The following is a 1,243-nucleotide window of genomic DNA, read 5'->3' as shown; positions in this document are numbered from 1 at the left end:
CTTTAGGAGGCGACCGCCCCAGTCAAACTGCCCACCTGACACTGTCTCCTGCCCGGATCACGGGCAAGGGTTAGAAGTCCAATACAGCCAGGGTAGTATCCCACCAATGCCTCCTCCGAAGCTGGCGCTCCGGAATCCAAGGCTCCTACCTATCCTGTACAGGCTGCACCGGAATTCAATATCAGGCTACAGTAAAGCTCCACGGGGTCTTTCCGTCCTGTCGCGGGTAATGCGCATCTTCACGCATATTATAATTTCACCGAGTCTCTCGTTGAGACAGTGCCCAGATCGTTACGCCTTTCGTGCGGGTCGGAACTTACCCGACAAGGAATTTCGCTACCTTAGGACCGTTATAGTTACGGCCGCCGTTTACTGGGGCTTCAATTCAGAGCTTCGCTTGCGCTAACCCCTCCTCTTAACCTTCCAGCACCGGGCAGGCGTCAGCCCCTATACGTCATCTTACGATTTTGCAGAGACCTGTGTTTTTGCTAAACAGTCGCCTGGGCCTATTCACTGCGGCTCTCTCGGGCTATTCACCCTACCAGAGCACCCCTTCTCCCGAAGTTACGGGGTCATTTTGCCGAGTTCCTTAACGAGAGTTCTCTCGATCACCTTAGGATTCTCTCCTCGCCTACCTGTGTCGGTTTGCGGTACAGGCACCTCCCGCCTCGCTAGAGGCTTTTCTTGGCAGTGTGAAATCAGGGACTCCGGAGACAATTCTCCTTGCCATCACAGCCCAGTGTTATATGAAAACGGGATTTGCCTCGTTTTCCACCTCACTGCTTAGACACACAACCAACTGTGTGCTCACCCTATCCTACTGCGTCCCCCCATTACTCAAACGGCGGGGAGGTGGTACAGGAATATCAACCTGTTGTCCATCGTCTACGCCTATCGGCCTCGACTTAGGTCCTGACTAACCCTGAGCGGACGAGCCTTCCTCAGGAAACCTTGGGCATTCGGTGGAAGGGATTCTCACCCTTCTTTCGCTACTCATACCGGCATTCTCACTTCCAAGCGCTCCACCAGTCCTTCCGGTCTAGCTTCGACGCCCTTGGAACGCTCTCCTACCATTGATCCGAAGATCAATCCACAGTTTCGGTGATCTGTTTAGCCCCGGTACATTTTCGGCGCAGCGCCACTCGACCAGTGAGCTATTACGCACTCTTTAAATGATGGCTGCTTCTAAGCCAACATCCTGGTTGTCTGGGCAACGCCACATCCTTTTCCACTTAACAGATAC

1 rRNA gene is annotated in these 1,243 nt (G+C 53.7%); it reads right to left on the bottom strand.

From position 1 onward, the window contains the following. Positions 1 to 1,243 (bottom strand): 23S ribosomal RNA (locus GDZ68_RS17875); the annotation flags it as partial.

The sequence above is a fragment of the Sporosarcina cascadiensis genome (genome assembly GCF_009650995.1).
Classification (GTDB): Bacteria; Bacillota; Bacilli; order Bacillales_A; family Planococcaceae; genus Sporosarcina; species Sporosarcina cascadiensis.
Note: the sequence above shows the minus strand (reverse complement) of the source record. Positions and strands in the feature narration are given on the sequence as shown.